Annotated in this window: 22 protein-coding genes; 19 read left to right on the top strand and 3 right to left on the bottom strand. The window is 61.9% G+C overall.

Annotation, left to right across the window (positions count from 1 at the left end; genetic code table 11):
• The first annotated feature begins 18 nt into the window (after nt 1-18).
• The 8 genes from AC25BC_RS21805 (at nt 19) to coaA (ending at nt 4896) form a co-directional block, all read left to right on the top strand.
• Nucleotides 19-504 (top strand): DUF2628 domain-containing protein, encoded by a 486-nt coding sequence (locus AC25BC_RS21805; protein ID WP_012759581.1) that lies wholly within the window; start codon nt 19-21, stop codon nt 502-504.
• A gap of 2 nt (nt 505-506) precedes the next feature.
• A complete protein-coding gene (gene hisH, locus AC25BC_RS21800) occupies nt 507-1157 on the top strand; it encodes an imidazole glycerol phosphate synthase subunit HisH (protein WP_012759580.1) in 651 nt (216 codons plus the stop codon).
• A gap of 127 nt (nt 1158-1284) precedes the next feature.
• On the top strand, nt 1285-1467 hold the full coding sequence (locus tag AC25BC_RS21795) for a hypothetical protein (protein ID WP_012759579.1): 183 nt from the start codon (nt 1285-1287) through the stop codon (nt 1465-1467).
• Nucleotides 1464-2021 (top strand): hypothetical protein, encoded by a 558-nt coding sequence (locus tag AC25BC_RS21790; RefSeq protein WP_012759578.1) that lies wholly within the window; start codon nt 1464-1466, stop codon nt 2019-2021. Before AC25BC_RS21795 ends, AC25BC_RS21790 begins: the two co-directional genes overlap by 4 nt.
• 6 nt (nt 2022-2027) lie before the next feature.
• Nucleotides 2028-2774 carry a 1-(5-phosphoribosyl)-5-[(5-phosphoribosylamino)methylideneamino]imidazole-4-carboxamide isomerase gene (gene hisA / locus AC25BC_RS21785; RefSeq protein WP_012759577.1) on the top strand — a complete coding sequence of 249 codons (747 nt, stop codon included), beginning with the start codon at nt 2028-2030 and terminating at the stop codon, nt 2772-2774.
• Complete coding sequence (gene hisF, locus AC25BC_RS21780; RefSeq protein ID WP_012759576.1) at nt 2775-3563, top strand: imidazole glycerol phosphate synthase subunit HisF; 789 nt, start codon at nt 2775-2777, stop codon at nt 3561-3563. It begins immediately after the preceding gene.
• Nucleotides 3564-3580: 17 nt separating this feature from the next.
• Nucleotides 3581-3904 (top strand): phosphoribosyl-ATP diphosphatase, encoded by a 324-nt coding sequence (locus AC25BC_RS21775; RefSeq protein ID WP_012759575.1) that lies wholly within the window; start codon nt 3581-3583, stop codon nt 3902-3904.
• Nucleotides 3901-4896 carry a type I pantothenate kinase gene (coaA, locus tag AC25BC_RS21770; RefSeq protein WP_012759574.1) on the top strand — a complete coding sequence of 332 codons (996 nt, stop codon included), beginning with the start codon at nt 3901-3903 and terminating at the stop codon, nt 4894-4896. The genes AC25BC_RS21775 and coaA overlap by 4 nt, the downstream gene beginning before the upstream one ends.
• Nucleotides 4897-4902: 6 nt before the next feature.
• On the opposite strand, the gene AC25BC_RS21765 is transcribed toward coaA, so the two are convergent.
• The 3 genes from AC25BC_RS21765 to AC25BC_RS21755 form a co-directional block, all read right to left on the bottom strand.
• A complete protein-coding gene (locus AC25BC_RS21765; protein ID WP_128438351.1) occupies nt 4903-5514 on the bottom strand; it encodes an alpha-ketoglutarate-dependent dioxygenase AlkB family protein in 612 nt (203 codons plus the stop codon).
• A gap of 1 nt (nt 5515) precedes the next feature.
• Entirely contained in the window at nt 5516-5959 is a 444-nt protein-coding gene (gene arfB / locus AC25BC_RS21760; protein ID WP_011649864.1) for an alternative ribosome rescue aminoacyl-tRNA hydrolase ArfB, read from the bottom strand.
• A 108-nt stretch (nt 5960-6067) separates the two neighbouring features.
• Nucleotides 6068-7678, bottom strand: a complete 1611-nt coding sequence (locus AC25BC_RS21755; RefSeq protein ID WP_012759572.1) for a phosphoenolpyruvate carboxykinase — start codon at nt 7676-7678, stop codon at nt 6068-6070.
• 337 nt (nt 7679-8015) lie between these two features.
• Here AC25BC_RS21755 and AC25BC_RS21750 point away from each other — a divergent pair, with 337 nt between their 5' ends.
• From AC25BC_RS21750 to addA, 11 genes are all read left to right on the top strand, one after another.
• Nucleotides 8016-8750: a response regulator transcription factor gene (locus AC25BC_RS21750; protein WP_197725694.1), complete on the top strand. Its 735-nt coding sequence runs from the start codon at nt 8016-8018 to the stop codon at nt 8748-8750.
• A gap of 185 nt (nt 8751-8935) precedes the next feature.
• A complete protein-coding gene (locus AC25BC_RS21745) occupies nt 8936-10726 on the top strand; it encodes a sensor histidine kinase (protein WP_012759570.1) in 1791 nt (596 codons plus the stop codon).
• On the top strand, nt 10723-11175 hold the full coding sequence (locus AC25BC_RS21740) for an HPr kinase/phosphorylase (RefSeq protein ID WP_012759569.1): 453 nt from the start codon (nt 10723-10725) through the stop codon (nt 11173-11175). Before AC25BC_RS21745 ends, AC25BC_RS21740 begins: the two co-directional genes overlap by 4 nt.
• A 149-nt stretch (nt 11176-11324) precedes the next feature.
• Nucleotides 11325-11726, top strand: a complete 402-nt coding sequence (locus AC25BC_RS21735) for a PTS sugar transporter subunit IIA (RefSeq protein ID WP_003544139.1) — start codon at nt 11325-11327, stop codon at nt 11724-11726.
• A gap of 9 nt (nt 11727-11735) precedes the next feature.
• Nucleotides 11736-12011: an HPr family phosphocarrier protein gene (locus AC25BC_RS21730; RefSeq protein ID WP_003544133.1), complete on the top strand. Its 276-nt coding sequence runs from the start codon at nt 11736-11738 to the stop codon at nt 12009-12011.
• A 156-nt stretch (nt 12012-12167) separates the two neighbouring features.
• Nucleotides 12168-13568: an adenosylhomocysteinase gene (ahcY, locus tag AC25BC_RS21725; RefSeq protein ID WP_017995606.1), complete on the top strand. Its 1401-nt coding sequence runs from the start codon at nt 12168-12170 to the stop codon at nt 13566-13568.
• Nucleotides 13569-13771: 203 nt separating this feature from the next.
• The gene (locus tag AC25BC_RS21720; RefSeq protein WP_012759567.1) at nt 13772-16357 is read left to right on the top strand and encodes a sensor histidine kinase; all 2586 of its coding nucleotides are present in this window, start codon (nt 13772-13774) and stop codon (nt 16355-16357) included.
• Nucleotides 16354-17871 carry a bifunctional tRNA (adenosine(37)-N6)-threonylcarbamoyltransferase complex ATPase subunit type 1 TsaE/phosphotransferase gene (locus AC25BC_RS21715; protein ID WP_012759566.1) on the top strand — a complete coding sequence of 506 codons (1518 nt, stop codon included), beginning with the start codon at nt 16354-16356 and terminating at the stop codon, nt 17869-17871. Before AC25BC_RS21720 ends, AC25BC_RS21715 begins: the two co-directional genes overlap by 4 nt.
• Nucleotides 17872-17884: 13 nt before the next feature.
• Nucleotides 17885-18616 (top strand): nucleotidyltransferase family protein, encoded by a 732-nt coding sequence (locus AC25BC_RS21710; protein ID WP_012759565.1) that lies wholly within the window; start codon nt 17885-17887, stop codon nt 18614-18616.
• Between the two features lie 3 nt (nt 18617-18619).
• Nucleotides 18620-21814, top strand: a complete 3195-nt coding sequence (gene addB / locus AC25BC_RS21705) for a double-strand break repair protein AddB (RefSeq protein ID WP_128438350.1) — start codon at nt 18620-18622, stop codon at nt 21812-21814.
• Nucleotides 21807-25358, top strand: a complete 3552-nt coding sequence (addA, locus tag AC25BC_RS21700) for a double-strand break repair helicase AddA (RefSeq protein WP_012759563.1) — start codon at nt 21807-21809, stop codon at nt 25356-25358. The genes addB and addA overlap by 8 nt, the downstream gene beginning before the upstream one ends.
• The last annotated feature ends 38 nt before the right edge of the window (nt 25359-25396 follow it).

The raw sequence follows: 25396 nt of genomic DNA, 5'->3' as shown, positions 1-25396 counted from the left end.
TTCAAGGGAGCGGCGGCAATGACATCCAGCTATATCTTTCTGACAGCGCCCGGCAGCGCGAACGCGACGGCCGATGAGACGCGAACCATCCGTGATGGCTTCACGTTGCTCGGCTTCTTGTTTCCATGGGTCTGGCTGCTGGCGCATCGGCTTTGGCTGCATGCGGCCGCCGCCTTTCTGCTACAGGGGATTGGCGGTGCGCTGATGGACGAACCGGGCCTCGGGCCGGCGGGAACGGCAATCCTGCTGGGCGTGAATATTCTGGTCGGTCTCGAGGGCCAGAATTTCCGTGTCCGCAACCTTGCTGCCAAGGGCTGGAACGAAGACTCGCTCATTGCCGCGGATACGATCGGCGTTGCCGAGCAGATCTATTTTTCGGACCGGGCGGTCATCGCCGCTAGTGACGACGCCGCGGCACCGGACTGGCAGAACAAGGCCCGTCCGATGGGCCCGCACGGCGATGCAACATCGCTTGGTCTCTTTGGTTTTGATGGAGGACGCTGACGATGCGCGTCGCGATTATCGACTATGGCTCCGGTAACCTGCGCTCGGCGACCAAGGCTTTCGAGCGTGCCGCCCACGAAGCTGGCATCGATGCCCATATCGATCTTACCGACAGGGCGGAGGATGTTGCCGCGGCCGATCGTATCGTGCTTCCCGGTGTCGGCGCCTATGCCGATTGCCGGCGCGGCCTCGATACCGTGCCTGGGATGGCCGAGGTGTTGATCGAGGCTGTCGAGAAGAAGGCGCGGCCGTTCCTCGGTATCTGCGTCGGCATGCAGCTCATGTCCTCGCGCGGCCTCGAGAAGACCGTGACGCGCGGTTTCGGCTGGATTCCCGGCAATGTCGTCGAGATGACGCCGGATGATCCCGCCCTCAAGATCCCGCAGATCGGCTGGAACACGCTCGACCTGAAGTGCCAACATCCGCTCTTCGAAGGAATTCCGACGGGGTCGCAGGGACTGCACGCCTATTTCGTGCATTCCTACCATCTTGCCGCCGTAAACGCCGAGGATGTTATTGCGACGGCGGACTATGGCGGTCCGATGACCGCTTTCGTCGGGCGCGACAACATGGCCGGAGCACAGTTTCACCCGGAAAAGAGCCAGAAGCTCGGCCTGGCCCTGATCGCCAATTTCCTGCGCTGGAACCCGTAGAGCATTGTTCACCCAATTCCGGAGACAAAACCGCTACACAGTTTTGCTGGAATTGCTCCAAGGGCTGGCTTTTAATACAGCCGCCTTATTTCCCTTGTATGGAAACGGCGGAACAGGAGTGAGCTCGATGCCGGCTTCACGGAAATCAGCCAAGGTGTTCTACACGTTGCGGCCCTCCAGGGAAGGCTTGCCCCCCTTTACCGATATCAAGCTTCCCGGCGGCACGATCATCCGCCGCGTCGACGAAGCCATCCATAGGAAAGCGCTTTCCAACGCAGCCAAGGCGCTGAAAGAAAGGCTGGACCGATGATCCATGAATCTTTCCCCGCAAACGACGGTCCGAGCCGGCGGCAAAACGGCGTCAGCGCCGGCGACATCGCCGAGGCCGTGCTGGAATTCTATATCGAAGGTGAGGACGATCTGATCGGCCTGCTCGCCTACGCACTCTACGAGCGGCAAAAGCGCGATTTCGTTCTCAGCCATCGCAAGCGGAACGCCGGCCGTTCGCCCGATGAGGCCGAGCTTGCCGCCGTCAACAGCAATTATCTCTCGACCGACCTGCGCAATACGTTGCGCGACCGCGCCTCGCAGATCCTTTCGAGTTATGCCGAAACCTATGTCGAGGCGATGGAGCCGCAGATCCGACTGACCGCCGTCAACAGCGATGCGTTGCGCCAGGTGCGAAACATCGAGAAATCGATCAAGAGGCGCCTGGGCTTCTGGCGTCAGGTCCGGGCCGGCTTTGCCGTCACCCTGCTGCTGCTTCTGCTCTTCGGCGCGGCTACCATTGCCGCTGTCTTTTTCCGCTCGGATATCGTAGATGCGTGGAATGCGCTGATGGTACCGACCAGTTTACGGACGTAAGACGAGATGATCCTTTTTCCCGCGATCGACCTGAAAGGCGGCCAATGCGTCCGCCTGAAGCTCGGCGACATGCAACAGGCAACGGTCTACAACACCGACCCGGCCGCCCAGGCGAGATCCTTCGAAGATCAGGGTTTCGAATGGCTGCATGTGGTCGATCTCGACGGCGCCTTTGCGGGACATTCGGCCAATGGCGATGCCGTCGAAGCGATCTTGAAGGCAACTGACAATCCCGTACAGCTCGGCGGCGGCATTCGCACGCTCGATCATATCGAGGCCTGGCTGTCGCGCGGGCTGCGGCGCGTCATTCTCGGCACCGTCGCGGTCAGAAATCCGGCGCTGGTGATCGAGGCCTGCCGGAAATTTCCTGGTCATGTCGCCGTCGGCATCGATGCCAAGGGCGGCAAGGTGGCCGTCGAGGGTTGGGCGGAGGCCTCCGAACTCGGTATCATTGAACTCGCCAAGAAATTCGAGGGCGCCGGCGTCGCCGCGATCATCTACACCGATATCGACCGTGACGGCATCCTGGCCGGCATCAACTGGACTTCGACGCTGGAACTTGCCGACGCCGTTTCCATTCCCGTCATCGCCTCGGGCGGCCTTGCCTCTCTCGACGATATCCGCCGCATGCTGGAGCCGGATGCTCGGAAGCTGGAAGGGGCGATTTCAGGCCGTGCGCTTTATGACGGCCGTATCGATCCCAAGGAAGCGCTGGCGCTGATCAAGGCGGCCCGGACCAAGGAGACCGTGTAAATGACCCTCAAGGCCCGTGTCATTCCCTGCCTCGACGTCAAGGACGGCCGCGTCGTCAAGGGCGTCAACTTTCTCAATCTCGTCGATGCCGGCGATCCCGTCGAAGCCGCGAAGGCTTATGACGCGGCCGGCGCCGACGAACTCTGCTTCCTCGACATAACCGCTTCCTCGGACAATCGCGAGACGATCTTCGATGTCGTATCGCGCACCGCCGACCAATGCTTCATGCCGCTGACGGTCGGCGGCGGGGTGCGTACCATCGCCGATATCCGCAAGCTGTTGCTGTGCGGTGCCGACAAGGTCTCGATCAATTCGGCAGCGGTCAGCAATCCCGACTTCGTCACCGAGGCGGCCGACAAGTTCGGCGACCAATGCATCGTTGTTTCGATCGATGCCAAGCGCCGAAGAACGCAGGCGGTCGGCGGCGACAATCTCAGCGCCTGGGAGATCTATACCCATGGCGGCCGCAACGCGACCGGCATCGATGCCGTCGAATTCGCCCAGAAAATGGTGGCGCGCGGCGCCGGCGAGCTGCTGGTCACCTCGATGGACCGCGATGGCACCAAGGTCGGCTACGATCTGGAGCTGACGCGGGCGATCGCCGATGCGGTGCGTGTGCCGGTCATCGCCTCCGGCGGCGTCGGCGATCTCGACGATCTCGTCGCCGGGGTGAAGGAGGGGCATGCCAATGCCGTTCTCGCCGCGTCGATCTTCCACTTCGGAACCTATTCCGTCAGCGAGGCGAAGCACTATATGTCGAAGTGCGGCATCGCCATGCGTCTCGACTGAACCTTGAAAGCAGACCTATGAGCGGATTTTCCCTTTCCGATCTCGAGAGCATCGTCGAAGAGCGATCGAAAGCCTCGCCGGAGCAATCCTGGACAGCCAAGCTCGTGGCTGCCGGTCAGCCGAAAGCGGCAAAGAAGCTCGGCGAAGAGGCGATCGAAGCCGTGATGGCGGCGGTGACCGGCGACCGCGACAACCTGACCTACGAGGCCGCCGATGTGCTCTATCACCTATTGGTCGTATTGAAGATTGCTGAAATACCGTTAGAGGATGTCATGGCCGAGCTCGAGCGCAGAACCGCGCAGTCCGGCCTCAAGGAAAAGGCCAGCCGGCAGAGTTCATGAGTATCGCGACTGAGATTATCGGGGTGCCGGAAACATTGGATCACTTCCAGTCGGAATCCTATTCGCCCTACCACTTCTTCTCTTCCGAACAATGGGCGAAATTCCGCGCCGATACGCCGTTGACGCTGACGAGCGACGAGGTCAAACGGCTGCGTTCGATGGGCGATCCGATTGATCTCGACGAGGTCCGGCGCATCTATCTTTCGCTGTCGCGGCTGCTCTCGGCACATGTCGAATCCTCGCAGATGCTGTTTGAACAGCGCAACCGCTTCCTCAGCCTGTCTGATGTGACGAAGACACCCTTCGTCATCGGCATCGCCGGCTCGGTCGCTGTGGGCAAATCGACCACCGCCCGTATCCTCAAGGAGCTCTTGGGGCGCTGGCCTTCCAGCCCGAAGGTCGATCTCGTCACCACCGACGGTTTCCTCCACCCCAACGCCGTGCTGCAGCGGGAAAAGCTGATGCAGCGCAAGGGTTTTCCGGAAAGCTACGACACGGCTGCGATCCTGCGTTTCCTCTCGGCGATCAAGGCCGGGCGGCCGGATGTGAAGGCGCCCAGCTATTCTCACCTCGTCTACGACGTGCTGCCGGACGAATACAAGATCGTCGACCGGCCCGACATCCTGATCTTCGAAGGCATCAACGTGCTGCAGTCGCGCGACTTGCCGGCCGGCGGCAGGATCGTGCCGATGGTCTCCGACTTCTTCGACTTCTCGATCTATATCGATGCCGCCGAAGACGAGATCCATAACTGGTATGTCACGCGCTTCATGCGGCTGCGCGAGACCGCCTTCCGCGATCCGAATTCCTATTTCCATCGCTATGCCTCGATCAGCGACGCGGAAGCGCTTGATATCGCCGAGGATCTTTGGGCAAACATCAACCTGAAGAACCTGCGCCAGAACATTCTGCCGACGCGTCCGCGCGCCGATCTCATCCTGAAAAAGGGCAAGGATCACCTGATCGAACAGGTTGCGCTGCGAAAACTATAGTAGGCTCTAGGGATTGACGCGGCGGAGCGTCAGATTGATGCGGCCGCCATTCTTCAGCAGCGTCGAAGTCGCCGGATGGATACGGTCGACGCCATGGAAGCACAGCCTCCCCTCGCCGCCCAGTACGACCAGGTCACCGCTCGAAAGCTTGAAAGATAGCGTGCGATCATTGTGGCTGAGGCCGCCGACGCGAAAGAGGCAGCTGTTGCCGAGCGAGATCGAGACGACAGGCGCCTTGAAGTCCTGTTCGTCCTTGTCCTGATGCAAGCCCATGCGCGCTTCGTCGGAGTAGAAATTGACGAGGCAGGCTTCCGGCGGCCTGTCGTACCCTGAAATGTCATTCCAGATATCGAGCAATTGCTGCGGCATATCAGGCCAGGGTCTGCCGGTTGCTGGGTGTGTCGGCTGGTAGCGATAGCCGTGCTCTTTGTCCGTCACCCAGCCGAGCGGCCCGCAATTGGTCATGCGCACGGACATCGGCTTGCCGGTGCCGGGCATGGCGGGCACATAAAGCGGCGCTTCGGCGACGACGGTGCGGATCGCCTCGACCAATGCCTCCTGACGCGCTCGATCGAGGTAACCGGGGAGATGGCGGATGCCGCTCAAGAGCTCCGGCATATCACTCACCGCTGCCGCCGCCGGGGCGGCCGCGCATTTTCTTGACTTCCGAGCGACCGGACTTTTCCTTCAGGCGGCGTTCGACCGAACCCTTGGTCGGCCTGGTCTTCTTGCGTGGCGGCGGCGGCGGCTTGGCGGCCTCGAGGATCAATTCCTTCAACCGGTCGCGCGCATCCTCGCGGTTGCGGTCCTGGCTGCGAAACCGGCTCGCCTCGATCATCAGCACGCCATCCTTCGACAACCGCCGACCGGCGAGCTTGATCGCATTGGTTTTGACACGATCATTGAGGGACGGCGAATTCGCGATGTTGAAGAACAGCTGGACAGCGGTCGAGACCTTGTTGACATTCTGCCCGCCGGGACCGCCCGCCAGAACGAACTGTTCCGTCAGTTCCCATCCGGCGATGGTGATCCTGTCATCGATATAGAGTGCGTCGCTGGCCATGCGGCGTTCTATCTCACATCGGCGGCGAATTGAAAATATCGGCTGTGACATGGAAAACCCGGCGATCTTGCGATGCCGGGTTTCACGTGAGTCAGAGGTTTGATCTACTTATTCGGCAGCGAGCTTTATGCCGGGGGCCGCATCACGGACGCCGCCGTCGACGTGGTCCTCGAACTTGGCGAAGTTCGCAATGAACATCGAGACCAGCTTTTCGGCCTGCGCGTCGTAGGCTGCCTTGTCGGCCCAGGTCGAGCGCGGATCGAGAATGCTGCCGTCGACGCCGTCGACGGAGACCGGCACGGCGAAGCCGAAGTTCGTGTCAGCACGGAATTCCGCCTGTCCAAGTTCACCGCTAAGGGCAGCAGCGAGAAGCGCACGCGTCGCCTTGATCGGCATGCGCTTGCCGGTGCCATAGGCGCCGCCGGTCCAGCCGGTATTGACAAGCCAGCATTGGACGTCATGACGACCAATCAGCTCCTTGAGCAGATTGCCATATTCGGCCGGGTGCCGCGGCATGAAAGGAGCGCCGAAGCAGGTGGAGAAGGTCGCTTCCGGCTCGACGACACCCTTTTCGGTGCCAGCCACCTTGGCGGTGTAGCCGGAGAGGAAGTGATACATCGCCTGATCCGGCGTCAATCGGGCGATCGGCGGCATGACGCCAAACGCATCGGCAGTCAGCATGATGATCGTTTTCGGATGCCCGGCGCGGCCTGTTTCCGAAGCGTTCGGGATGAAATCCATCGGATAGGCGCAACGGGTGTTCTCGGTCAGCGACCCGTCGTCGAAATCCGGCTCGCGGCTTTCGTTCAGCACGACGTTTTCCAGCACGGTGCCGAAACGCTGTGTCGTCGCATAGATTTCCGGCTCGGCTTCGGCCGAGAGGCGGATGGTCTTGGCGTAGCAGCCGCCTTCGAAGTTGAAGATGCCGTTTTCGCTCCAGCCGTGTTCGTCATCGCCGATCAGCGTCCGGGCCGGATCGGCCGAAAGCGTCGTCTTGCCGGTGCCGGAAAGGCCGAAGAAGACCGCCACGTCACCGTCCGGGCCGACATTGGCCGAGCAGTGCATCGGCATCACGCCCTTGGCCGGCAGCAGGTAGTTGAGCACGGTGAAGACCGATTTCTTCATTTCGCCGGCATAGGAGGTGCCGCCGATGAGGACGAGACCGTTGGTGAGATCGCAGGCGATCACCGTTTCCGAACGGCAGCCGTGGCGGGCCGGATCGGCCTTGAAGCTCGGCAGATCGATGATCGTCAGCTTCGGCACGAAGCTGGACAGCGCTGCGGTATCAGGGCGGATCAGCAGATTGCGGATGAACAGCGAATGCCAGGCGAATTCGGTCACGACGCGGGTCGGCAAGGCATGGCCTTCCTCGGCGCCGCCGACGAGATCCTGGACAAAAAGCTCCTTGCCCGCGGCATGCGCCAGCATATCGTCGCGCAGCACGGCGAAATGCTCCGGCGAGATCGGCTTGTTGTTGTCCCACCAGATTTCGCCATCGGTATTGATATCGCGAACGACGAACTTGTCGCGCGGCGAACGGCCAGTGTGCTGGCCGGTGAGAGCCCGCAGTGCGCCCTGAGCGGTCAGTTCGGCTTCGCCCCGGCGGATCGCTTCTTCATAGAGCGCGGCGGCGGAAAAGTTGTAGCGAACGCTGGATGCGCCGCCCAATCCAACCGTTGCCAGCTCTATTGCCGGGTTATGAACTCCGAACATTTCCATGGCTAGTTCCCTTCACTCAGGCTCGTTGCCGTTAAAACTAATCGCGAAAATACGGGCAGAAATTTTAAAACACAAGATGGAAAATCTGAGAAAATGCAGTGATATCAAATAATTAATCGATTTAAATTTATCGTTCTAATTTTAAATCGTTTGAATAGGTCGCGTTTAGACCATCGGAAGCACCACCTAAGATTGCCAGCGAATTTTACGGCAATCCTCCCCTTTATCTTTGCCACAATTTGTTCCACCTTTATCCTCCATAAGCGCATCCGGTCACTGAGACCGCCTGGGGAGAGCAAATCCGGGAGATTGCGCACTGATGACGGAGACCAACACCATGCCGACAATCGCGCTCGTTGATGACGACCGCAACATCCTCACCTCGGTGTCGATCGCACTGGAGGCTGAAGGATATAAGGTCGAGACGTATACGGACGGTGCTTCGGCGCTCGACGGCCTGCTGGCGCGACCGCCGCAGCTGGCGATCTTCGACATCAAGATGCCGCGCATGGACGGCATGGAACTGCTGCGCCGCCTGCGGCAGAAGTCGGACATTCCCGTCATCTTCCTCACCTCCAAGGATGAGGAGATCGATGAACTCTTCGGCCTGAAGATGGGCGCCGACGATTTCATCACCAAACCGTTTTCGCAGCGTCTGCTGGTGGAGCGCGTGCGCGCCGTCCTGCGCCGCGCGTCAAGCCGCGAAGCCGCTGCTGCCGGCACCAGCCCCACCGGCGCCCCGAAGACCGGCGCGGTCCAGCAGGCCCGCTCGCTGGAGCGCGGGCAGCTGGTCATGGACCAGGAACGCCACACCTGCACCTGGAAGGGTGAGGCAGTGACGCTGACGGTGACCGAATTCCTGATCCTGCATTCGCTGGCGCAGCGCCCCGGCGTCGTCAAAAGCCGCGACGCGCTGATGGACGCAGCCTATGACGAACAGGTCTATGTCGACGACCGGACCATCGACAGCCACATCAAGCGGCTGCGCAAGAAATTCAAGATGGTCGACAACGACTTTGATATGATTGAAACACTCTACGGAGTGGGATACCGCTTCCGCGAAGCAGCCTGAGCCCCGAGCGGCGCAGCGCACTCCTGCATAATTTCCTAAATCGGCATCGATTTAAGGATTAAATTATGCAGCAGTTCAAAATGTCACAGCGTCCTTTGCGCGTCTGAAAAGACGCGCGGCGCTGTCGGAAATGTTGAGGGCTGCGGGCCGGTCCATCCGGCCCCGCCCTTCGAAAGGGCCTGTCATTGGCACAGTTGGTGCAGGAAAGGGATCTGGACGATGCGGAGGGCGTGAGCACCCGTCGCGTCCGAGGCCGCCGTTGGTCGCATCCCTTCACCCTGATCCGCCGGATCTTCGGCAATGCCGTCTTTTCGAGCCTGACACGGCGCATCCTGTTCTTCAATCTCGTTGCGCTGGTGGTGCTCGTCGGCGGCATCCTCTACCTTAACCAGTTCCGCGAGGGATTGATCGACGCCCGCGCCGAAAGCCTGTTGACGCAGGGCGAAATCATCGCCGGCGCCGTTTCGGCCTCCGCGTCCGTCGATACGAACTCGATTACCATCGATCCGCAGAAGCTGCTCGAGCTGCAGGCCGGCCAGAGCATCACCCCGGTGCCGAACGATGAGGACCTTGAATTCCCGATCGATCCCGAAAAGGTCGCGCCGGTCCTGCGCCGGCTGATCTCTCCGACGCGCACGCGCGCCCGTATCTTCGATGCCGATGCCAACCTGCTGCTCGATTCGCGCCATCTCTATTCGCGCGGCCAGGTGCTGCGCTTCGACCTGCCGCCGGTGGAGGAAGAGAAACAGACCTGGAGCGAGTGGTTCGCCACCCTGTTCAACAAGGCGCTGCAGCCCGGCAATCTGCCGCTCTATAAGGAAGCGCCGGGTGGCGACGGCTCGATCTATCCCGAAGTGATGAACGCGCTCACCGGCGTGCGCGGCGCGGTCGTGCGCACCACCGAAAAAGGTGAACTGATCGTTTCCGTCGCCGTGCCGATCCAGCGCTTCCGCGCCGTGCTCGGCGTTTTGCTACTATCGACGCAGGCGGGCGACATCGACAATATCGTCCATGCCGAACGGCTTGCCATCATGCGCGTCTTCGGCGTGGCGACACTCGTCAACGTGCTGCTTTCACTGGTGCTGTCATCGACCATCGCCAATCCGCTGCGCCGTCTTTCGGCAGCGGCCATCCGCGTCCGCCGCGGCGCCAAGACGCGCGAAGAGATCCCCGACTTCTCTGCCCGCCAGGATGAAATCGGCAACCTTTCCATCGCATTGCGCGAGATGACGACGGCGCTCTACGACCGCATCGATTCGATCGAGAGTTTCGCGGCCGATGTCAGCCACGAGCTGAAGAACCCGCTCACCTCGCTGCGCAGCGCCGTCGAAACGCTGCCGCTTGCCAAATCCGACGATTCCAAGAAGCGGCTGATGGACGTCATCCAGCACGATGTCCGCCGCCTCGACCGGCTGATCAGCGATATCTCCGACGCCTCCCGTCTCGACGCCGAACTCGCACGCGTCGATGCCGGCTCCGTCGACATGGAGGTGCTGCTGCGCGACCTCATCGAGGTTTCGCGCCAGGTCAGGAGCACCAAGAAGCAGGTGGAAATCGAATATGCGATCGAACGCAAGCCGAACGTCAAGACGCGCTTCGTCATCAACGGCCACGATCTACGCATCGGCCAGATCATCGCCAACCTGATCGAGAATGCCCGCTCTTTCGTGCCGGAAAAGGGCGGCAAGATTATCGTGCGGCTGGTGCGGACGCGTTCGCGCTGCGTCACCACGATCGAAGACAACGGCCCCGGCATCCAGGCGGAAAATATCGACCGCATCTTCGAGCGCTTCTATACGGACCGACCGGAGGCGGAAGGCTTCGGCCAAAATTCGGGGCTCGGCCTTTCGATCAGCCGGCAGATCGCCGAGGCGCATGGCGGGTCGCTGAGAGCCGAAAACATCACCGATGCCGAGAGCGGGCATGTGCTCGGCGCGCGCTTCATCCTCTCTTTGCCAGTCGGCGCCGCAGCATGACCGAGGCAGCCTTCAACATCCATGCGACGGCGATCGTCGTCGGCAAGACGGGGCTGTTGTTCAGCGGCCCCTCCGGCTGGGGAAAATCGATGCTGGCCTTCACCTGCATGACCGAGGCGCGCCGCCTCGGACTGTTCACGGCGCTGGTCGCCGACGACCAGGTTCTTCTCTCAGCGGAGGCCGGCGCGGTGATCGCCACGTGCCCGGCGTCGATCACCGGGCTGATCGAGCTTCGCGGCACCGGCATCGTTCATCAGGACCATATTCCCAAGGCGACCATGCATTATGCCGTGCTTCCAGGCAGCGCTACCGGTGAAAATCGGGTGCCTCCCGAGGGCGAAATGGTGAGCCTTGTCGCCGATTTTTCGCTCCCCGCATTGCGGTTGCTCACAGGCGTCTGCTCACCCCTTGCGATCCTGATGGCAAAAGTGCCGGATATCGGGCGCTGAGGCCTTCCGGATTGGTCAATCTGCCTTATATATTCGCATTTTTATCTTGCACTTCGGCTTTTCATAGCCAAGATGTGCCCCCACCGGTGGACGTAATTGCTGCATTGCGATATTGGGTCCACCGTTTCGTCTATGGGAGCAGTAATATCATGATCGGACTTGTGCTTGTCACGCATGGCAAGCTGGCTGAAGAGTTTCGTCATGCTGTCGAGCACGTCGTCGGTCCTCAGAAATTCATCGAGACGGTTTGTATCGGTCCCGAAGACGACATGGATCAGAGACGGCAGGACATTCTGGAAGCCGTTTCCGGTGCCGATGATGGCCATGGCGTCGTCATCCTGACCGACATGTTCGGCGGCACGCCGTCCAATCTCGCCATATCAGTCATGAGCAGCGGCCATACCGAAGTCATTGCCGGCGTCAACCTGCCGATGTTGATCAAACTTGCCGGGGTGCGCGGCGAGAACAACATGGAGAAGGCGCTGGTGGAGGCCTCCGAAGCTGGGCGGAAATATATCAATGTCGCGAGCCGTGTGCTCAGCGGAAAATAACGGGCCTTCATGACATCGCTCTCCCGGGAACTCCTTATCATCAACAAGCGCGGTCTTCACGCGCGCGCTTCCGCCAAATTCGTGCAGATGGTCGAGACCTTCGATGCCGCCATCACCGTTTCCAAGGATGGAATGACGGTCGGCGGAACCTCCATCATGGGCTTGATGATGCTTGCGGCAAGCCCCGGCTCGAGCGTCGTCGTCTCGGCGAGCGGCAGCCAGGCCGAGGAAGCGCTGGAGGCCCTGGACCAGCTGATCCAGAATAGGTTTGGCGAAGAGATGTGAGCTCCGATCGAGCTCATATAAACATATAAAGACTTCTTTATATCCTTATTGCCATCACCGGCGAAGCCTGCTAAACGGCCAACATGCCGTGCGCTTGCACGCGGGTTATTTTCGCGCCTGCGCCAATTTTGAGACGTTTTCAGCCTGGAGGCCTCTATGAGCACTGAAAAAGATTATGTCGTCGCCGATATCGGGCTTGCGGATTTCGGCCGCAAGGAAATTACGATCGCCGAAACCGAAATGCCGGGCCTGATGTCCTGCCGCACCGAATTCGGCCAGACAAAGCCGTTGAAGGGCGCGCGCATCACCGGCTCGCTGCACATGACCATCCAGACGGCCGTGCTCATCGAAACGCTGGTCGCGCTCGGCGCCGAAGTCCGCTGGGCCTCGTGCAACATCTTCTCGACGCAGGATCATGCCGCTGCCGCGATCGCCGCTTCCGGCGTGCCTGTCTTCGCCATCAAGGGTGAGTCGCTCGACGATTACTGGGTCTACACCGACAAGATCTTCCAGTGGGCCGATGGCGGCCTTTCCAACATGATCCTCGATGACGGCGGCGACGCCACCATGTACATCCTGCTCGGCGCCCGCGCCGAAGCCGGCGAGGACGTGCTGTCTCATCCGCATTCCGAAGAAGAGGAAATCCTCTTCGCACAGATCAAGAAGCGCCTTGCCGCTTCGCCTGGCTGGTTCACCAAGCAGCGCGACGCGATCAAGGGCGTCACCGAGGAAACGACGACTGGCGTCAACCGCCTTTACCAGCTCAGCCAGAAGGGCCTGCTGCCCTTCCCGGCGATCAACGTCAACGACTCGGTGACCAAGTCGAAGTTCGACAACAAGTATGGCTGCAAGGAATCGCTGGTCGACGGCATTCGCCGCGGCACCGACGTCATGATGGCCGGCAAGGTTGCCGTCGTCTGCGGATACGGCGACGTCGGCAAGGGTTCTGCCGCTTCGCTCTCCGGCGCCGGCGCCCGCGTCAAGGTGACAGAAGCCGATCCGATCTGCGCATTGCAGGCTGCGATGGACGGTTATGAAGTCGTTCTGCTCGAGGACGTCGTTTCCTCGGCCGATATCTTCATCACCACCACCGGCAACAAGGACGTCATCCGCATCGACCATATGCGGGCGATGAAGGATATGGCGATTGTCGGCAATATCGGTCACTTCGACAACGAAATCGAAGTCGCTGCACTGCGCAATCTCAAGTGGACCAACGTCAAGCCGCAGGTCGACCTGATCGAATTCCCCAAGGGCAACCGCATCATCCTCCTTTCCGAAGGCCGTCTGCTCAACCTCGGCAACGCCACCGGCCATCCGTCCTTCGTGATGTCGGCTTCGTTCACCAACCAGACGCTGGCGCAGATCGAACTCTTCACCAAGCCCGACCAGTATTCCAACCAGGTCTATATCCTGCCGAAGCATCTCGATGAAAAGGTCGCACGCCTGCATCTCGACAAGCTCGGCGTCAAGCTGACTGAGCTTTCTGCGGAACAGGCTGCCTATATCGGCGTCTCGCCGAAGGGGCCGTTCAAGTCCGACCACTACAGATATTGATCTGATCGTTAATATCCACAAGATGTAGAAGCCGCGGCATTGACAAATGCCGCGGCTTATTTTTTGGACGCTCCCTTCCCGCCGATTCCCTTCCGAAGTATTGTTTTAAGACTTGATTCGTGACGCCGGACCCTGTCCGGCCGCTGCGAAAATGGGATGTCTTGTCGTAATGCGGCACATTGAAGGACGGAGACATACCGCGGATGTCGGAAATAAAAAGCAGCCTGCCCGGTCAGGCGGATGATGGCGCACGCGCCCATCGCCGTCCGCTGATGGCAGGTCAAGGATATAAATCTGCAACGGCACACGAGGCCGCAAAGCAAGAGCACGGACCATTGGCGCGCTTCCTGAAAAGCTGCGCGGCCGGCACGGCGCTTGCCGCGCTGGCGCGGCCGGCCCTGGCACAGGCGGAGCAGCAGGCGGCGGCGACGGCTCACCTCTTCACATCCTCGCAAGTGATCGGTGTTTCCGTCGTCATCGGCGTCATATCGGCAGCACTGCTGTCGACGCTGTGGCTCGTGCGTCAGCGCGGCAACCTGGAAAACGAGAGCCGGGAAATCCGCTCGGCGCTCTCCGATGCCCAGCAGCGCATTTCGCAATACCAGGCTCTGATCGCCGACAAGAACCGGCGGATCGTCATCTGGGACGGCAATGCGCGCCCCGAACTGCTCGGCCAGCTTCCGCCTGAGACCGGCGCGCCGCAGGACGGCGAATTCCTGGCCTTCGGCCTGTGGCTGAAGTCACGTTCGGCTTCCGAGCTGGAAAAGGCGATCGACCGGCTGCGCGACGAGGCACAGAGCTTCGACATGGTGGTCGAAACCATCCGCGACGAAATCCTCGAGGCGCAGGGCCGGGTTTCCGGCGGGCGTGCCTTCGTGCGTTTCGTGGCGCTCAACAATCTGCGCGCCGAGCTCGCAGAACTCAGGATCGAGCGCGACCGGCTGATGACCTCGATCTCCGCCTTCCAGACCATGCTCGACGCGATCGACATGCCGGCCTGGCAGCGCGATCCGGTGGGTCGCCTCACCTGGGTCAACCAGGCTTATGGCGAGGCGGTCGAAGCGCGATCGCCGCAGCAGGCGATCAATGAAGGCCGCGAGATGCTGACGACCGTGGCGCGCGAACGCATTCGCGCCACGACGACGCCGGAGTCGCCCTTCCACGACAAGATCTCGACGGTCGTGCACGGAAACCGCACATTCTTCGACGTCGTCGACGTCAGGGTTCCCGGCGGCTCGGCCGGCATCGCGATCGATGTGTCCGACATAGAGGCCGTGCGCGCCGAGCTGGAACGGACGCTGAAGAGCCATGCCGAAACGCTCGACCATCTCGCCACGCCTGTTGCCATCTTCGATGGCGAGCGCCGGCTGCAATTCTACAACCAGGCCTTCGTCGCGCTCTGGGAGCTGGATATCGCCTTCCTCGAAGGCCGGCCCGACAATAGTGAGCTGCTCGAGCGGCTGCGGGCGGCCAAGAAACTGCCGGACCAGCTCAACTGGAAAAGCTGGAAGGAAGCCGCACTTTCCGTCTATCGCGCGCTCGACACGCAAACCGATCTCTGGCATCTGCCGAACGGGCAAACGTTGCGCGTCTTTGCGACCGCCCATCCGCAGGGCGGCGCCACCTGGGTGTTCGAAAACCTGACCGAACAGGTCGATCTTGAAACGCGCTACAACACGCTGGTCAAGGTGCAGGGCGAAACGATCGACCATCTTTCCGAAGGTGTGGCGGTGTTCGGTCCTGATGGACGCATCCGCCTTTCGAACCCGGCCTTCCGCGCGCTCTGGGGGATCACCGAAACCGAAGCCAAGCCCGGCACCCATATTCGTGCGCTGGGCGAGGCCTGCGCCCCGTCCTATGACCAGCCGGACGGCTGGAAGACCTTCGCCGAACTGATCACCAGCTTCGACGACGAACGCCGCTCGGGCCAGGGAACGCTGGAACTCTTCTCCGGCCTGGTGCTCGACTACGCCGTCATCCCGCTGCCGAACGCGCAGACCATGCTGACCTTCGTCAATATGACGGACAGCGTGCGTGCCGAGCGCGCGCTGACCGAGAAAAACGAAGCGTTGCGCAAGGCCGACGAGCTGAAGAACGACTTCGTCCAGCACGTTTCCTATGAACTGCGTTCGCCACTGACCAACATCATCGGCTTCACCGATCTCCTGCGCACGCCGGGCGTCGGGCCGCTTACCGAACGGCAGGCCGAATATATCGACCACATTTCGACCTCGTCCTCGGTTCTGTTGACGCTCGTCAACGATATTCTCGACCTTGCGACCGTCGACGCCGGCATCATGCGCCTCAATTATGCGGATATCGATCTCAACGACCTGCTCGACGACGTCTCGATGCAGATCGCAGATCGCCTGCACGAAAGCGGTGTCGCGCTTGAAATCACCGCACCCGCCTATCTCGGCTCGATCGTTGCCGATCCGCAGCGGCTGAAGCAGATCCTTCTGAAGCTTCTGTCCAATGCGGCGAATTTCTCGCCCGAAGGCACCTCGATCTCGCTGGAATGCCATCGCGAAGGCACGGATTTCGTCTTTTCCGTCGGCGATCGCGGCCCCGGCATCTCACCTGACATGATCGCGACCGTCTTCGACCGGTTTGCTACGGGAGCGAAAAGCGGCAAACGCGGCGGCGCCGGCCTCGGCCTCTCGATCGTCGACAGCTTCGTCAGTCTGCATCATGGCGATGTGACGATCGACAGCGAGCCGGGCAAGGGCACGACCGTCGTCTGCCGTATCCCCTCGGTCGATGTCCCGCATTCCGCCGCCGCCGAATGACGACCAGCGATGCGATCTCGCTTTTCCTGAAAGACGAGGCGGCTACCATCCGCCTCGGTGAAGACCTGGCGCTGGCGCTGAAGGCCGGCGATTGCCTTGCCCTTTCAGGCGATCTCGGCGCCGGGAAATCCTCGCTCGCCCGGGCGATCCTGCGCGCGATGGCCGATGACGAGGGGCTCGAGGTCCCGAGCCCGACCTTCACGCTGGTGCAATCCTACGATCTGCGCATCGCCGTTTCGCATTTCGATCTCTACCGGCTCGGCGACCCTGCCGAACTGACGGAGCTTGGCTTCGACGAGGCCCTGCAGAACGGTATCTGCCTCGTCGAATGGCCTGAGATGGCGGAGAGCGAACTGCCCGCGGAGCGCATCACCCTGACGCTGGCGCATGAAGGCAGCGGCCGCCGGGCAACGATCGAAGCCGCTGGCGCGCAAAATACACGCATCCGCCGCGTCCTGGCGATCCGCGAGTTCCTTGATACCGCCGGTTACCCCACTGCGAAACGCCGATTTCTGACCGGTGATGCCTCGCTGCGCGCCTATGAGGCGATCTATCCGAAGGCCGGGAACCAGCGCATCATCCTGATGGACTGGCCGCCGCTTGCTGAAGGCCCGCCGGTTCTCGACGGCAAACCCTATCCCAAAGTCGCGCATCTTGCCGAAAACGCTTATCCGTTCGTTGCGATCGCCGATACGCTGCGCAAGGACGGTTTTGCGGCGCCCGAAGTCTACAAGGTGGATTATGATCAAGGTATCCTGCTGATCGAGGATCTCGGCAGCGACGGCGTGCTGGATGCCCACGGACAGCCGGTTATAGAACGCTATCGCGAAAGCGTTGCCTGCCTGGCCAGACTGCACGCCCTGAAATTTCCGCAGGACATCTCCGTTGGAAAGGGCCATGTCCACCATATTCCTGATTTCGACCGCACGGCGATGAAGATGGAGGTGCGGCTGGTGCTCGACTGGCACCTGCCCTGGAAGCGCCAGGGTGCACCTGCAACGGACGCCGAACGCGCGGATTATCTAGCGATCTGGGATGCGCTCATCGACGAGCTCGCAACGGCCGAGAAGAACCTACTGCTGCGCGATTTCCACTCGCCAAATATCATCTGGAGACCGCATGCGAAGGGCGTCGAACGGATCGGCCTCATCGATTTCCAGGACGCGATGATCGGCCCGACGGCTTATGACCTCGCCTCGATCGTCCAGGATGCGCGCGTAACGATCGAGCCGGACCTCTTCCGGCAGCTGATGGATGATTATCTGGGGCTTCGCCGCGCGCAGGGCTGTTTCGACGAAGCCGGATTTATGAAGGCCTGGGCGATCATGTCGGCGCAGCGCAACTGCAAGCTTGCGGGTCTTTGGGTGCGCTTGTTGCAGCGCGACGGCAAGCCGGGCTATCTGAAACATATGCCGCGGACGCTTTCCTATCTGAACGTCGCGCTCGAGCATGAAACGCTTGCCCCCTTGCGCGATTGGTGCGCAAGGGCTGGAATAGGCCAGAGCGAATCATAAGTTCCGGATCAGAATGACCATCAGACAAGCCATGGTACTGGCCGCGGGTCTCGGAACCCGCATGCGCCCGATCACCGATACGATCCCGAAGCCGCTGGTGAAGATCGACGGCAAGCCGATGATCGACTACACGCTGGATTGCCTGGTCGCGGCCGGCATCGAACGCGCCGTCGTCAACGTTCACCACCACGCCGACCAGATGCTCGACCATCTCGGGAATTATCACGGCCTCGACATCGTCATATCGGACGAGCGGGACGCACTGATGAATTCCGGCGGCGGCCTGGCGAAGGGGCTGAGGCTGCTTAGCCGCGACAATATCTTCGTCATGAACGCCGATCTTTTCTGGATCGGCGAACAGCAGGGGCGGCCGACGAACCTAGAACGCTTAGCCGGATTCTTTGATGCCGAACGCATGGATATGGCGCTGCTTTGCGTTGGGATCGAGGATACGACGGGTCACAACGGCAAGAACGACTTCAGTCTCGCGGTCGATGGCCGGCTGACGCGTTATCGCGATGATCCCTCCAATCCCGTCGTCTATGCCGGGGCGATCGTCATGAACCCGTCGCTGCTCGACGATGCACCGAAGGATGCCTTCAACCTCAATATCTATTTCGACAAGGCGATCGCGCGCGGACGGCTTTTCGGCATGGTGCTCGAAGGCCATTGGCTAACGGTCGGCACGCCCGACGCGATCGGCGAGGCGGAGGAAACGATCCGGCGACTGCGGACGTTTGCGTAAGCCATGGCGGAGCGGCACCAGCCACGCATCGTGACGATCCCCGCAGGCCTCTCCTTCCTGAAAACGCTGGCGACGACACTTTGCGACGGCCGATTGACGCCGATTTTCCGGCACGACGCCGATGATCCGCTATCGCTTGCCAAAGTCACGATCTACCTGCCGACCCGGCGCGCCGTGCGTGTGCTGCGTTCCGAATTCGTCGACCTGCTCGGCGGCCGCTCGGCGATCCTCCCCATGATCCGCCCGCTCGGCGAAACCGATGACGATAGCGGCTATTTCGACGAGGCGCTGCCGGCAACGATCGATCTCGCCCAGCCACTGTCGAATACCGCCCGTCTGCTGGAGCTTGCGCGCCTGATCCTCGCCTGGCGAAACAAGCTGCCGGAGATCGTCCGCCACATCCACTCGGACTCGCCGCTCGTCGCGCCGGCAAGCCCGGCGGATGCGATCTGGCTCGCCCGCAATCTTGCGGAATTGATCGATTCCATCGAGACCGAGGATCTTGACTGGTCGGAGCTGTCGAAACTCGATACCGGCGATTATGCCGCCTGGTGGCAGTTGACGGCGGAGTTCCTGCAGATCGCCAGCGCCTTCTGGCCCGAGCGGCTGGCCGAACTCGGCAAATCCTCGCCGGCGCGGCACAGAAACGCCATTCTCCGGGCCGAAGCAAGCCGGCTTTCGGCGACGAAACCCGCCGGGCCGATCATCATCGCCGGTTCGACGGGTTCCGTTCCCGCCACCGCCGATCTCATTGCCGCCGTCGCCCATCTGCCGGAAGGCGTGATCGTGCTTCCAGGTCTCGATCTCTCCATGCCCGAAAGGCACTGGCAGATGGTCGCGCCGGAACCGGCGCCCGGCCAACATGCCAATCCGGCAAGCCGGAGCCATCCGCAGTATGGTCTGTCTTCGCTGCTCAAGCGGCTGAAGCTGACGCGGGCCGACCTCACGCTCCTCGACAGACCGGAGGCCGATCTTGAGCGGCGTGCCGAAATCCTGTCGCAGGCCCTTGCTCCGGCGGAGGCGACCAGTGACTGGGGAGCTTGGAAAACCGACCTGCCGGCAGGCGCGCTGTCTTCGGCCTTCTCTGATGTCTCGCTGATTGAAGCCGCCAATGAGCGCGAGGAAGCAACCGCGATTGCCATCGCGCTCCGGCTGGCGCTGGAAAGACCGGGACAGGACAGCGAGAGCCGGGCAGCACTCATAACCCCGGATCGCAATCTTGCGCGGCGGGTGATGGCCGAGCTTTCCCGCTTCGGCATCCTCGCCGACGATTCGGCCGGTACGCCGCTTTCGGCCATGCCGCAGGGCACCTTGCTGCAATTGCTGCTGGAGGCAGCGCTGCGGCCGGGCGATCCGGTGGCGATCATCTCGCTGCTCAAACATCCGCTTGCCCGCTTCGGCCTGGAACGCGGCGCATTGATTTCCGCTACCGAGGCGCTCGAGCTGCTGGCACTGCGCGGTGGCGTGGCAGAGGTGGATATCAGCACGCTGGAACCGCTGCTCGCTCACCAACTTGCCGAACAGGCCCTGGACAGGCACGCGCCGCAATGGCGAAAAGCGCTTTCGCCCGAGGCCGCCGACGCCGCATACGACCTTGCCCGGCGGGTGACACAAGCGACCGAGCCTCTGGCTTCGGCGCTGATGCGGGAGCGGCCGGAAGATCGTGGAAGAACAGCGCGCTTCACATTGTCGGAATGGGCGAAGCGCACCGGCCGTTCGCTTGAAGCGGTCGCGGTTGATCCGCACGGCAATCTCGCCGATCTCTGGTCGAACGAAGCGGGAGACGCCCTCGCCGCCCTGCTTGGTGAAGTGATCGACACGGACGGCCAGATGGAGGCCGACGGACCGCAATGGATCGACATCATGGCAGCCCTTGCCGCCGGTCATGCGGTGAAGCCACGGGCGCTCAGCCATCCGAGGCTCTTCATCTTCGGCACGCTGGAAGCCCGCCTGCAGAGCGTCGATACGTTGATCCTCGGCGGCCTGAACGAAGGCACGTGGCCGGGACAGACCGCCAATAATCCCTTCATTCCGCGCATGATGAAGACGGAGATCGGCCTCGAGCCTCCGGAGCGGCGCATCGGCCAGCTGGCGCATGATTTCGAGATGGCAAACGGTACGCGCCATCTGATCTATTCGCGCGCGCTGCGCCAGGGCTCAACGCCAACCGTCGCCTCGCGTTGGCTGCAGCGGCTGCTGGCGCTCGGCGGAGAGGCGTTCGAAGCGGAATTGAAGGGACGCGGTAATCGGTTCCTCCAATGGGCCGCTCTCATCGATCGAGGAGATGCTCAGGCGCCGGCGCAGCGCCCCTCGCCGAAACCGCCGCTGGCGCTGCAGCCGAAATCCTATTCCTTCAGTGAAGTCGGCCGGCTGCGCCGAGATCCCTATGCCATCTATGCCCGCCGTGTGTTGCGGCTCGACCCGGTCGAGCCGTTCAATCGCGATCCAGGGGCCGCCGAACGCGGAACGCTCTACCACAAGATCATCGACCGTTTCATCCGCGAAGCCCATATCGCCGGCACGCCGGATGCGGCAGCAGCGATGGAGGCCATCCTTTCAGAGCTTTTCGACATGGAAAAATTGCCGCCGCATATCGATGCCGTGTGGCGGCCGCGCTTTCGCGCGGTGGCCCGCGCCTTCCTTGAATGGGAGGCTGGACGCCGGCATGGCATCCTGAAAACGCTGACGGAAGTACGGGGCGGCATGGAGCTGGAGCCGATCAATATCCGGCTCACCGGCGTCGCAGACCGGATCGACGTCACGGGGCCACACTCGGCCGATATCATCGACTACAAGACCGGCTTCAATCCCTCGCCGGCGCAGGCACGCGTGCTTCTCGATCCACAGCTTGCGCTTGAAGCGGCCGCCTTGAGCGCCGGTGCCTTCCGCGATGCCGGCAGCCTCATGCCGCAGGACCTTCTCTATGTGCGTCTGCGTCCGGGAAGCCGCTTCCAGGTCGATACCGTCAACAATGAGAGTTCTGCCCGCAGCGACAAGGCGAAATCGGCGATGGATCTCGCCGCCGAATCGATCGACCAGCTGGTCAAATTCGTGGGGTTGCTGCAATCCAACGAAAGAGGCTTTACCTCGCGGCTGATCCCGGCCCAGCAATTCGATTTCGGCGGCGACTACGATCATCTCGCCCGCGTTTCCGAATGGTCGACGGCCGAAACCGAAGAGGGCGGCGGCGATGAGTGATGTGACCGCCATTCCCAACGACGACGATCCGGGCGCCTGGATCGGCTGGACGACGATCCAGCAGGCGATTGCCTCCGATCCGCTGCGTTCGGCATGGGTCTCGGCCAATGCCGGTTCCGGCAAGACGCATGTGCTGACACAGCGCGTCATCCGGCTGCTGCTATCAGGGGCGCGGCCTTCCGCCATTTTATGCCTGACCTACACCAAGGCCGCAGCGTCGGAAATGTCGAACCGCGTCTTCGAACGGCTGGCGGAATGGGTGGTGCTTGACGATGAAGACCTCGGACGGCGGATCACACAGATCGAAGGCATGGCTCCTGACGGACTGAAGCTTGCCGAGGCCCGCCGGCTGTTTGCCAAGGCGCTGGAGACACCCGGCGGACTGAAGATCCAGACGATCCATGCCTTTTGCGAGGCACTGCTGCATCAGTTCCCGTTGGAGGCCAACGTTGCCGGGCATTTCTCGGTTCTCGACGATCGCGCGGCGGTGGCGCTGCTTTCCGATGCGCGCCGAGCGCTGCTGACGGCAACGGCGCCTGACGAAGACAGCGCCCTTTCCGAGGCATTCGCCTACGTGCTCAATCTCGGCGATGAATCCGGACTGGAGAACCTGCTCGGCGACATCGTCGCCAACCGCAATGCCATTCGTCGTTTCACCGCGACGGCGGAACAGCAGGGCGGCGTCGAAGTGGTTCTGCGCAAAAGGCTCGGCCTTGCCGCCGGCGACACCGAAGACCGGATCGCGGCGCAATATTGGCCATTGCCCGCGCTTTCGGGCGGCACGCTGGAGCTTTATCTCTCGCTCGCCGACCAGAAAGGCGGTGCGAAGGCGCAAGAGGTTGCCTATGGCCTCAGGCTCACCGGGCGGGAGCGCGACGACGCAAGGCGCGCTGAGATCCTCGAAAAAATCTTTCTGACCGTGAAGGGCGAGCCCAAGGCGGACTCGCAATTCTTCGTCAAGGCCATGCTTGCCGAGGCACCGCAACTGGCGGAGGCTATCGCCATCGCCCGCGCGCATGTCGCAGCAAGCCGCGACCGGCTGAAGCTGATGCGGATGTACGGCGCCACGCATGCGGCGCTCGTGCTCGCCGATCGGCTGAATCACGACTATGAGGAGTTGAAGAAGCAGCGCAGCCAGCTCGATTTCGAGGACCTGATCACCCGCACCGCCGACCTCCTGACGAAAAGTGGCGTCGGCCCCTGGATCCACTACAAGCTCGATCGCGGCATCGATCATATCCTCGTCGACGAGGCCCAGGATACCAGCCCGATCCAGTGGAGCGTCATCCAGTCGCTCGCCGAAGATTTCTTCTCCGGCGAAAGCGCCCGGCCGATCGTGCGCACGCTATTTGCCGTCGGCGACGAAAAGCAGTCGATCTATTCCTTCCAGGGGGCGAGACCCGAGCGTTTTTCCGAGGAGAGCGACCGGACGCGGCGGCGCGTTTCCGACAGCGGGCAGAGTTTTTCCACCGTGCGGCTGCCGCTGTCGTTCCGCTCGACCGCCGACGTGCTTGAGGCCGTCGACCACATTTTCAAGGCACCCGAGAACGCGCGCGGCCTCAGCGCGCTCGGCGAACCGGTCGTGCATCGCTCCAGCCGCATCGGCCATCCCGGCGCCGTCGACCTCTGGGAGATGGTCGCGCCGGAAGCGGTGATGAAGGAGGAGGACTGGACGGCGCCCTTCGACGCGACGCCGGAAAGCGCGCCGGCCGCGATCCTCGCACGGCGGATCGCCCATTCGATCGGCAGTCTCGTCGGCCGCGAAACGATCGTCGACAAAGGCAAGGAGCGCCCGATCGAGGCTGGCGACATCCTGGTGCTGGTGCGTAAGCGCGACGCCTTCGTCAATGCATTGACGCGCGCGTTGAAGCGGCGCGGCGATATTCCCGTCGCCGGTGCGGACAGGCTCGTGCTGACCAGCCATATCGCCGTGCAAGATCTGCTGGCGCTCGGCCGTTTCCTGCTTCTGCCGGAAGACGATCTTTCGCTCGCCGCCGTGCTCAAGAGCCCGCTTTTCGACCTTTCGGAGGACGACATCTTTGCGGTCGCCGCGTTGCGTGGCGACAATCAGAGCGTCTGGAGCCATCTCAAAAGCTTCGCCGCCGACGGCACCGAGCGTTTCCGCGCCGCCGTCGAGAGGCTGGAGCTGTTTCTCCGGCAGTCCAGGAGCCTTTCGGTTCACGATTTCTATGCGCGCGTGCTGGGCAGCTACGGCGGGCGGCGGCAATTCCTTGCCCGTCTCGGCACCGAGGTCAGCGATATCCTCGACGAATTCCTGACCTTCACGCTCGACCACGAGACCTCCGGCCTTCCCGGGCTGCAATCCTTCATCTCGACGCTGGAACTCGAAGCACCGGTGATGAAGCGCGAGCAGGACAAGGGGCGCAACGAGGTGCGGATCATGACGGTGCATGCCTCCAAGGGTCTTGAAGCACCGATCGTTTTCCTCGTCGACGGCGGTTCGAAGGCCTTCACCCATACCCATCTGCCGAAGCTTCGTCTGATCGAGACCGGCCCCGACGAACCGCCGATGCCCGTCTGGGTTCCTGTCTCCGATCTCGCCAATTCGCTGACCCAGGATGATGCCGCGCGTATCCAGATGCTGGCCGAAGAAGAATATCGTCGGTTGCTCTATGTCGCCATGACGCGTGCCGCCGACCGGCTGGTCGTCTGCGGCTATCGTGGCGTGCGTGTGAACAACGACACCTGGCACATGATGATTTCGACGGCACTGCGCGACGACCATCCGCATGTGGAGGCGACCACATTCTCCGGTCCCGATGGGGAATGGCCGGGCATCAAATGGCGCGTGCCGCGGGTGGAACGAAGCTTCGAGCGTATCGGCCGCAGCGAAGAGCGCGGCAGCGAGGAGACCTTGCCGGACGGCCTGTTGCGGCCATTGCCGCCGCAGGCTGAGCTGCCCCGGCCGCTCAGTCCTTCCGGCGCCGGGACGATTATCGATGAAGACGCGGGTGGCCTGCTGGTCGTCTCGCCGCTGTTCGGCGAGACGGAGCGCAGCGATCGTTCACTGGAGAAAGGCAGGCTGATCCATCGCATGCTGCAGGCGCTTCCCGAAATTCCACTTGCGGAGCGACCTGATGCGGCCAGCCGTTATGCTGAACGGGCAGCTCGATTCTGGCCGGAAGCCGAACGGCGCAAGCTTGTCGATTCGGTTCTGAAACTATTGGACGAGGAAGGTCTGCAGGCCGTCCTCGGTGCGCAGGCCCAGCCAGAAGTTTCGATCATGGGAACATTGACGCTCGAAGATCGGCGCTATGCCGTCTCCGGCCGCATCGACCGTCTTGCCGTCCTTGCCGATCGCGTCGTCATTCTCGACTACAAGACCAATCGGGTGCCGCCGGCAACAGAGGAGGCTATCCCCTTCGCGCACCGGGCGCAGCTGGCGATCTATCGCGAGATCCTGACGCCACTCTATGCTGATAGGCGTATCGATTGCATGCTTGTCTATACCGAGAACGCCTCACTCTTCACGCTGAGCGAAAAAGCGCTCGGTTTGGCGCTTGCAGCGGTCAAGACAAAGTGAAATACCGGACATTGAAAATTCGGCACCGCACCATCACA

Source organism: Rhizobium sp. WSM409 (assembly GCF_057653825.1).
The sequence above is the reverse complement of the archived record's forward strand: the minus strand, read 5'-3'. Positions and strand labels throughout refer to the sequence as shown.